The organism is Glutamicibacter sp. HZAU, from assembly GCF_004100365.1.
Lineage (GTDB): Bacteria > Actinomycetota > Actinomycetes > Actinomycetales > Micrococcaceae > Glutamicibacter > Glutamicibacter nicotianae.
In genome coordinates, this window is the sequence record NZ_SCKZ01000017.1 from 1 (window position 1) to 8,941 (window position 8,941).

Consider the following 8,941-nt stretch of genomic DNA (forward strand, 5'->3'; position numbering starts at 1 on the left):
TTTCTGGGGTTCTGCCGCCGTTTCACATCCGGTTATTTCTTCCGTTTTGTTCTCGGCGACAAGGAAAAACTATACACAGGTTTTGGGGGTCCTGCAAATCGGGTGGGTGGTTTTGGCGGGTGACCGTGCACACTTAATTCCTGAACTGCTGATTCGGCTCTTTCCATGTGCCCAATCGCTGGCAATTATTACCGAGCTAGGGCTGAGCGTGTAAACATTATTTCGCAGCTGCACAGAGCATCAGCGCCTGTACCTAGCGAGTTTATTGAACCCTTGAGAAGCGTACGCATATACGCGAACCCATGAATTGTGCCCACATCAGCCGATTAGACGATGCGGGCGCATGCGTGAGTCTGAGCAAGGCACAAGAAGAGAACACACATGGCGAAACGATGCATCTGGAGGTTCCATGCGCGTGACGGCCAAGGCGGCATCAGCGCAATGACTACCTAGAGCAGTCGGCATTGATGCCGGCCCAATACAGGTCTCGCAGTGCTACGTAAGCACCACCCTCGGCTACGGTGAATAGCAGCGATATTTCGATCGCTGCCACTCCACTTGATGATCTACCGAATACAGGATGAAGCCTATGAAGTTCACGGCGTTGGAACGCTATTGCCACCTCACTGGGCAATCGTATGGCGAGGTGACTCCCGAAGAACAGCAGAGCGATTATCAAGCCGGGGTAACTGAGCTTGACGGACAGCGGTGGCGAATCAGGACCGCAAGGATCACGCCAACAAAGCCAGGTGGGTTCGTAGCCATATGGCATCGGGACGAAACTGGGACTACTGCCCCCTACGAATCCGAAGAGGGACTGCGCGGAGTTATGGTCTTTATCGAGGAAGCCGGCTGTTTCGGCGTCTTCCGCTTTACTCAACAGCACCTCGAGGAGCTGGGCGTCTTCGCCTCAGCATCGGCTCCAGGCAAGCGCGGTTTCCGCGTCTATCCATCATGGACGGCTGGCCTTAAGGGGCAAGCGAAGAAAAGCCAGAACAGTCAGCTGCCTGCGTTCACGTTGCTCGCAGACTAACTTGTCCCGCTCAGACTCCTACTGCAGCTCCATGCGCCGGAACCTGAGTTCTCGTTGCGCACCCCGCAAAGGTGAACCTTCAAAAGGCACCTCGCTGAGATCCACAGTCAATGCGGCTTTCAATGCCAACTGGTTCGCTGACTGCGTGGCCCGGTCAGCCAAGCCGAGCACCCTTGCAAGCTCCGTCCAGTGCTTCTTCTTCAGATTCTTAGCCTTGCCGGCAACAGTCAAAGCCATGGTGTCATCGCCGTAGACCAGGGTGCATGGGATGTCATAGATGGGCGCTACATGAAACCGTCCATGCAAGTCCGCCAGAATCGAGACGTTCTTTCCATGCAAGTCGCCGTTGCCAGTTAGCCACGCAAAGACGAACTGCATGTATAGATTCCGCCTGGCGAGCACCGGAGCCTGGCACTGCAGCGCTAAGGCCTCAATAGCTTGTTCCGTGCTCACTGCATACTTGCTTGCCGGCGGAAGGTTCAATACCTGCATGGCATCTTCCAACGCCAAACGCGTGGGACTATCCGCCCCCTCGACACCCTCGCGATCGAACCTCTCGACCAGCAGCCCCGGACTCCCAGTGGAATCCAGTACTAGCCGATTGTTTGCGACCGGAAGTTTGAGCAATCGCGCTGCTTTCAGGTGCTACGCCTCATTAACGACCAAATGCGGATGATCCCGGGGATCAAGCTTGAGCAGATAGGCGCTGTTCTTGAACTCCACTGATGTTGTCAGCATGGTTGCGCTGATCTTGTCTTGCACGCCGGGGATCGAGTGGCGGTCCAAGGTGCGCGCGAGGACCGAGAAGTCGAGTTCGGCCGTGCTGCTGAATTCAGCAACCACGGGGGTTTGCTCCAGTGCTGATCCTTCCGGAACAACGCGTACATTGCCTGGAGTATCGGCGCCCACTGCCATCAGCAGAGTCAACTCGTCAGAGATGCTGGTCTTAGTTGCGTCCTTGAGAACGGTCAGGCGATGGCCTTCGGGCAATAGTCCCGAGAAGAACGATGGCAACGCGCCCCCAGGCCCAACGTATGCCTCCGGGGAAGCTGGCAAAGATGTCGCAATGCCCGCGTCACCATGTGCAAGGTAGTCCTTGTTATAGCTGAAGGCCACGCTTCCGTCGGACTGTCTGGCTAGAGTGCCGACGAGGTTTTCGTTGCAGTAGACGTCAGCCTTGGTAACAAGCTTGAGCTCTTGGAGTTGCGGCTTCATTTGGCCACGCGAATTCGAAGGCCGAGTACATCCGCGACGGAGAGCACCGCTTCAATGGAGGGGTTTCCCGCCCCTCGTTCTATGGAGCGCAGCGTACGTTCGGAGATGCCAGCTAATTCAGCCAGCTGTTCCTGCGTCAGGCCATTCTGTTTTCTAACGCGCTGCAATTCGGCCCCTAGCTCAGTCACTGAATTCATGAAGGATCCTCTTCCGGCAGCATTGCGCCGATTGGCGACATTCTGCTCACTATCATTCAGCATGGAGCAAGAATCGGCAACAAGTTACCGAAATGATAGCCAGGTGCAAGCAATCGATTGTCAGAGGCATCAAAAGGCAGGATCTTGCCGATTGGCGGACCAGACCCCATCGGATAAAGCACCTGCAACGGAGCGGGCGTTCTCTCCCGTAGTGAGCCGCGGAGGTCCAGGGGCACGCCGTCTGCTTAGTCGCTTCAAGCGCGTCCGACATCGGGACACAGCTTAGCCATGGCTGCATTCACAACCCCATGCCTGCCTGGTCGTTCCTTCAGCGGTCTGCGCTAGCGGCCAGCACTCAAGCTCGTTAAAGCAGAAGGGGAGGAGGAACCAAGCAGTACCAGCTGCCCAATTCCCCCTCCCCTTTCCGTTAAACAGGTGAGGCCCCGGCACCGAACGGTACCAGGGCCTCAAACCATCTACTCAAGTTAAGTCCGGCGGTGACCTACTCTCCCACACCCTCACGAGTGCAGTACCATCGGCGCAATGGGCCTTAGCTTCCGGGTTCGGTATGGGACCGGGCGTTTCCCCCACGCTATGACCGCCGTAACAATCACGAAGCACACAAACCCTACGGTTTGGTGTTGCCTTCGGTGGCATGCAGCAAAGCACGCACAAAGCCAAGTATTCTCGGTTTGAGGTTGTTGTCTCGTAACCGCATAGTGAACGCGAACAGCATTGAAAAATATCAGTTCAATCATTGTTTTATTGTGTGTTGTAAGCCATCGGCCTATTAGTACAGGTCAGCTACACAAGTCTTCAGTCCTTGCTTCCACATCCTGCCTATCAACCCAGTGGTCTAGCTGGGGGCCTCTCACACACAAAGGTGCATGGAAATCTCATCTCGAAGCAGGCTTCCCGCTTAGATGCTTTCAGCGGTTATCCCTTCCAAACGTAGCTAATCAGCGATGCACTTGGCAGTACAACTGACACACCAGAGGTTCGTCCGTCCCGGTCCTCTCGTACTAAGGACAGCCCTTCTCAAATTTCCAACGCGCGCAGCGGATAGGGACCGAACTGTCTCACGACGTTCTAAACCCAGCTCGCGTACCGCTTTAATGGGCGAACAGCCCAACCCTTGGGACCTACTCCAGCCCCAGGATGCGACGAGCCGACATCGAGGTGCCAAACCATGCCGTCGATATGGACTCTTGGGCAAGATCAGCCTGTTATCCCCGAGGTACCTTTTATCCGTTGAGCGACGGCCCTTCCACGAGGTGCCGCCGGATCACTAGTCCCGACTTTCGTCCCTGCTCGAGCTGTCACTCTCACAGTCAAGCTCCCTTGTGCACTTACACTCGACACCTGATTGCCAACCAGGCTGAGGGAACCTTTGGGCGCCTCCGTTACATTTTAGGAGGCAACCGCCCCAGTTAAACTACCCATCAGGCACTGTCCCTGAACCAGATCATGGTCCGAAGTTAGGTGACCGGTACAGCCAGAGTGGTATTTCAACGATGACTCCACCTGAACTAGCGTCCAAGCTTCACAGTCTCCCACCTATCCTACACAAGCTGCACCGAACACCAATACCAAACTATAGTAAAGGTCTCGGGGTCTTTCCGTCCTGCTGCGCGTAACGAGCATCTTTACTCGTACTGCAATTTCGCCGAGTTCATGGTTGAGACAGCGGGGAAGTCGTTACTCCATTCGTGCAGGTCGGAACTTACCCGACAAGGAATTTCGCTACCTTAGGATGGTTATAGTTACCACCGCCGTTTACTGGGGCTTAAATTCTCAGCTTCGCCACAAAAGTGACTAACCAGTCCTCTTAACCTTCCAGCACCGGGCAGGAGTCAGTCCGTATACATCGTCTTGCGACTTCGCACGGACCTGTGTTTTTAGTAAACAGTCGCTTCCCCCTGGTCTCTGCGGCCCACACCCGCATCAGAGAAGCAAGTTCTCATCACGGGGCAGGCCCCCCTTCTTCCGAAGTTACGGGGGCATTTTGCCGAGTTCCTTAACCATGATTCTCTCGATCGCCTTAGTATTCTCTACCTGATCACCTGTGTCGGTTTGGGGTACGGGCGGACTGGGACCTCGCGCCGATGCTTTTCTAGGCAGCATAGGATCACCGAATCACCCCATAAACGGGGCGCCTATCAGGTCTCAGAAACATGAGCGGCGGATTTGCCAACCGCTCTTCCTACACCCTTGGACCAGGTCAATTCCATTGCCTGGCTCGGCTACCTTCCTGCGTCACACCTGTTAATACGCTGACCTCACTGCATCGGTTCCCACCACACCACCAGCAACCATTCCCGAAGGAACAAATCACCGGATCCGTCATGGTTAGCATCCACAGCTCAGTATGGGCGGTCCTTCGCCGGTACGGGAATATCAACCCGTTGTCCATCGACTACGCCTGTCGGCCTCGCCTTAGGTCCCGACTAACCCAGGGCAGATTAGCTTAACCCTGGAACCCTTGATCATTCGGCGGACGGGTTTCTCACCCGTCATTCGCTACTCATGCCTGCATTCTCACTCGTGTGGCCTCCACCGCTGGTTTACACCGCGACTTCACCGTCCACACGACGCTCCCCTACCCATCCAAACACCCAATCGAAACCAGGTTAATATTTGAATGACGCAACTTCGGCGGTGTGCTTGAGCCCCGCTACATTATCGGCGCGGAATCACTTGACCAGTGAGCTATTACGCACTCTTTCAAGGGTGGCTGCTTCTAAGCCAACCTCCTGGTTGTCACAGCAACTCCACATCCTTTTCCACTTAGCACACGCTTAGGGGCCTTAGTTGGCGTTCTGGGCTGTTTCCCTCTCGACTATGAAGCTTATCCCCCACAGTCTCACTGCTGCGCTCTCACTTGCCGGCATTCGGAGTTTGGCTAAGGTCAGTAACCTTGTAGGGCCCATCGCCTATCCAGTAGCTCTACCTCCAGCAAGAAACACGCAACGCTGCACCTAAATGCATTTCGGGGAGAACCAGCTATCACGAAGTTTGATTGGCCTTTCACCCCTACCCACAGCTCATCCCCTCCATTTTCAACTGAAGTGGGTTCGGTCCTCCACACGCTCTTACACGCGCTTCAACCTGGCCATGGGTAGATCACTTCGCTTCGGGTCTAGATCACGCCACTCAAACGCCCTATTCAGACTCGCTTTCGCTACGGCTTCCCCACACGGGTTAACCTCGCGACGTAACACTAACTCGCAGGCTCATTCTTCAAAAGGCACGCCATCACCAGGGAACAAGTCCCCAGCTCTAACGGATTGTAAGCGCACGGTTTCAGGTACTATTTCACTCCCCTCCCGGGGTACTTTTCACCATTCCCTCACGGTACTGATTCACTATCGGTCATCAAGTAGTATTCAGGCTTACCAGGTGGTCCTGGCAGATTCACACAAGGTTTCACGGGCCCCGTGCTACTCGGGCATCAACACTAGAACGGCAGACACGCATTACACCTACGGGACTATCACCCTCTATGGTCCGGCATTCCAACCGATTCACCTATACGCCTGCACCTCATCCCACCAGCAAGATAGCACTGGTACATGTCAACCCCACAACCCCGATGATGCAACGCCTATCCGCTATCACACACCAACCGGTTTAGCCCCATCCGCGTTCGCTCGCCACTACTAACGGAATCACTATTGTTTTCTCTTCCTGCGGGTACTGAGATGTTTCACTTCCCCGCGTTCCCTCCACACAGCCTATACATTCAGCTGCAGGTCACACCACATAACATGGTGCGGGGTTCCCCCATTCGGAAATCCTGGCCTCAACGTCCGGTTATCGACTCCACCAGGCTTATCGCAGATTCCCACGTCCTTCATCGGCTCTTGATGCCAAGGCATCCACCGTGCGCCCTTAAAAACTTCAACACAAATCAAAGTCTCAGAATTGAGCAATAAAACAATCTAACAAAATCACGCAGACAAGACTCAAACACCCAAGGATCCAAGGAAAAGGACCCCCAAGCTCATCTCATCTGCAAGATGCTCGCGTTCACTATACAGTTCCCAAACAACAACCCCGCACCCCCGCAACAACACCCCAAAACCAACACCAACCAAAGGCCAGCATCAATCCAACAGGACATCCTTGCAGCAAACACAGGACAAACACCGAAACACCAAGAACCCCTCACCCAAGCGAACACCACCAGGACCCTCCCCACAGGAAGAACCCCGGCAACCATTCACCAGGAAAGGAGGCTTGTTGCCTCAAAACCCAACAGCATGCCAAACCATACAAACCACACAACACCCACACACCGCATTCCAGCACCGCAAGAAGAAAACCCCCTGCAATGCGTACTAGCAGATGCCCAAGCACCACGCGGCCACAGCCAATACCCCGCACCAGCATCAGCCAGCACGTTTTCCGGTATTGAGTCCATTGATATTCCACCCATGAGCAACCCACCCGGACAACACTCGTGTCCAGCATGGGCAACCAATAATGGTTAGCTCCTTAGAAAGGAGGTGATCCAGCCGCACCTTCCGGTACGGCTACCTTGTTACGACTTAGTCCCAATCGCCAGTCCCACCTTCGACGACTCCCCCCACACAAGGTGGTTAGGCCATCGGCTTCGGGTGTTACCAACTTTCGTGACTTGACGGGCGGTGTGTACAAGGCCCGGGAACGTATTCACCGCAGCGTTGCTGATCTGCGATTACTAGCGACTCCGACTTCATGGGGTCGAGTTGCAGACCCCAATCCGAACTGAGACCGGCTTTTAGGGATTAGCTCCACCTCACAGTATCGCAACCCATTGTACCGGCCATTGTAGCATGCGTGAAGCCCAAGACATAAGGGGCATGATGATTTGACGTCATCCCCACCTTCCTCCGAGTTGACCCCGGCAGTCTCCCATGAGTCCCCACCACTACGTGCTGGCAACATGGAACGAGGGTTGCGCTCGTTGCGGGACTTAACCCAACATCTCACGACACGAGCTGACGACAACCATGCACCACCTGTGAACCAGCCCCGAAGGGAAACCCCATCTCTGAGGCGGTCTGGCACATGTCAAGCCTTGGTAAGGTTCTTCGCGTTGCATCGAATTAATCCGCATGCTCCGCCGCTTGTGCGGGCCCCCGTCAATTCCTTTGAGTTTTAGCCTTGCGGCCGTACTCCCCAGGCGGGGCACTTAATGCGTTAGCTACGGCGCGGAAAACGTGGAATGTCCCCCACACCTAGTGCCCAACGTTTACGGCATGGACTACCAGGGTATCTAATCCTGTTCGCTCCCCATGCTTTCGCTCCTCAGCGTCAGTAAATGCCCAGAGACCTGCCTTCGCCATCGGTGTTCCTCCTGATATCTGCGCATTTCACCGCTACACCAGGAATTCCAGTCTCCCCTACATCACTCTAGTCTGCCCGTACCCACCGCAGATCCGAGGTTGAGCCTCGGACTTTCACGGCAGACGCGACAAACCGCCTACGAGCTCTTTACGCCCAATAAATCCGGATAACGCTTGCGCCCTACGTATTACCGCGGCTGCTGGCACGTAGTTAGCCGGCGCTTCTTCTGCAGGTACCGTCACTTTCGCTTCTTCCCTACTGAAAGAGGTTTACAACCCGAAGGCCGTCATCCCTCACGCGGCGTCGCTGCATCAGGCTTGCGCCCATTGTGCAATATTCCCCACTGCTGCCTCCCGTAGGAGTCTGGGCCGTGTCTCAGTCCCAGTGTGGCCGGTCACCCTCTCAGGCCGGCTACCCGTCGTCGCCTTGGTGAGCCATTACCTCACCAACAAGCTGATAGGCCGCGAGTCCATCCCCCACCGATAAATCTTTCCACCACAAAACATGCGTTCCATGGTCATATCCGGTATTAGACCCAGTTTCCCGGGCTTATCCCAGAGTCGGGGGCAGGTTACTCACGTGTTACTCACCCGTTCGCCACTAATCCACCCAGCAAGCTGGGCTTCATCGTTCGACTTGCATGTGTTAAGCACGCCGCCAGCGTTCATCCTGAGCCAGGATCAAACTCTCCATAAAAAATAAAAAGCCACCAGCAACCCCTTGGAAAATAAGGGCGAAGCCGATGAAGTCCTGGCGAATAATAAAACACTCAAACCATCACACGGGGGTGCAATGATTCAAGCAAATGTTATGTATTCACCAAATAAAAATATTCGGTATCAACAAACTTGGCACACTATTGAGTTCTCAAACAACAAACACTTACCGGTTCTTTACCCACCATTCCAGGCGGTAATTTCGTCCAGCGTTATATTCATATTCTATAACCGTGAATTTCTGGAAGTCAAATCCATTGTTTGTGATTTGAACCAGTATTCTCAGTTCCCATTCTTTTCAATTGTTGTCCACAAGACTGTGGAAAAACCTTGATTTTCTGGGGTTCTGCCGCCGTTTCACATCCGGTTATTTCTTCCGTTTTGTTCTCGGCGACAAGGAAAAACTATACACAGGTTTTGGGGGTCCTGCAAATCGGGTGGGTGGTTTT

General features: G+C 54.4%; 5 protein-coding genes and 3 rRNA genes. 2 read left to right on the plus strand and 6 right to left on the minus strand.

All coding sequences use genetic code 11. The features are described from left to right. Together EKH49_RS16995 and EKH49_RS16175 are read left to right on the plus strand one after the other, a co-directional pair. Positions 1–214, plus strand: a 214-nt coding sequence (locus tag EKH49_RS16995) for a hypothetical protein (protein WP_236641212.1), incomplete at its 5' end; no start/stop codon positions are given. Positions 215–589: 375 nt separating this feature from the next. Further along, positions 590–1,033 carry a MepB family protein gene (locus EKH49_RS16175; protein ID WP_038993720.1) on the plus strand — a complete coding sequence of 148 codons (444 nt, stop codon included), beginning with the start codon at positions 590–592 and terminating at the stop codon, positions 1,031–1,033. Positions 1,034–1,051: 18 nt separating this feature from the next. Here the strand turns inward: EKH49_RS16175 and EKH49_RS17000 are convergent, their stop codons facing one another. From EKH49_RS17000 to EKH49_RS16200, 6 genes are all read right to left on the minus strand, one after another. After that, the gene (locus tag EKH49_RS17000) at positions 1,052–1,675 is read right to left on the minus strand and encodes a type II toxin-antitoxin system HipA family toxin (RefSeq protein ID WP_330857457.1); all 624 of its coding nucleotides are present in this window, start codon (positions 1,673–1,675) and stop codon (positions 1,052–1,054) included. Between the two features lie 3 nt (positions 1,676–1,678). Beyond that, the gene (locus EKH49_RS17005) at positions 1,679–2,248 is read right to left on the minus strand and encodes a type II toxin-antitoxin system HipA family toxin (protein WP_236641214.1); all 570 of its coding nucleotides are present in this window, start codon (positions 2,246–2,248) and stop codon (positions 1,679–1,681) included. Then, positions 2,245–2,445, minus strand: coding sequence for a helix-turn-helix transcriptional regulator (locus EKH49_RS16185; protein ID WP_038993722.1), 201 nt, complete (start codon positions 2,443–2,445; stop codon positions 2,245–2,247). The genes EKH49_RS17005 and EKH49_RS16185 overlap by 4 nt, the downstream gene beginning before the upstream one ends. Before the next feature lie 489 nt (positions 2,446–2,934). Beyond that, a 5S ribosomal RNA gene (gene rrf / locus EKH49_RS16190) occupies positions 2,935–3,051 on the minus strand. 163 nt (positions 3,052–3,214) lie between these two features. Next, positions 3,215–6,350: ribosomal RNA gene (locus EKH49_RS16195) — 23S ribosomal RNA — on the minus strand. Between the two features lie 596 nt (positions 6,351–6,946). Next, positions 6,947–8,472, minus strand: a 16S ribosomal RNA gene (locus EKH49_RS16200). Together the 16S, 23S and 5S rRNA genes form the textbook arrangement of a ribosomal RNA operon. Positions 8,473–8,941 lie beyond the last annotated feature (469 nt).

Excerpts from the sequence above, each read along its gene's own strand:
- EKH49_RS16175 (WP_038993720.1), top strand. The coding sequence starts at position 590 with ATGAAGTTCACGGCGTTGGAACGCTATTGCCACCTCACTGGGCAATCG.
- EKH49_RS17005 (WP_236641214.1), bottom strand. The coding sequence starts at position 2,248 with ATGAAGCCGCAACTCCAAGAGCTCAAGCTTGTTACCAAGGCTGACGTC.
- EKH49_RS16185 (WP_038993722.1), bottom strand. The coding sequence starts at position 2,445 with ATGAATTCAGTGACTGAGCTAGGGGCCGAATTGCAGCGCGTTAGAAAA.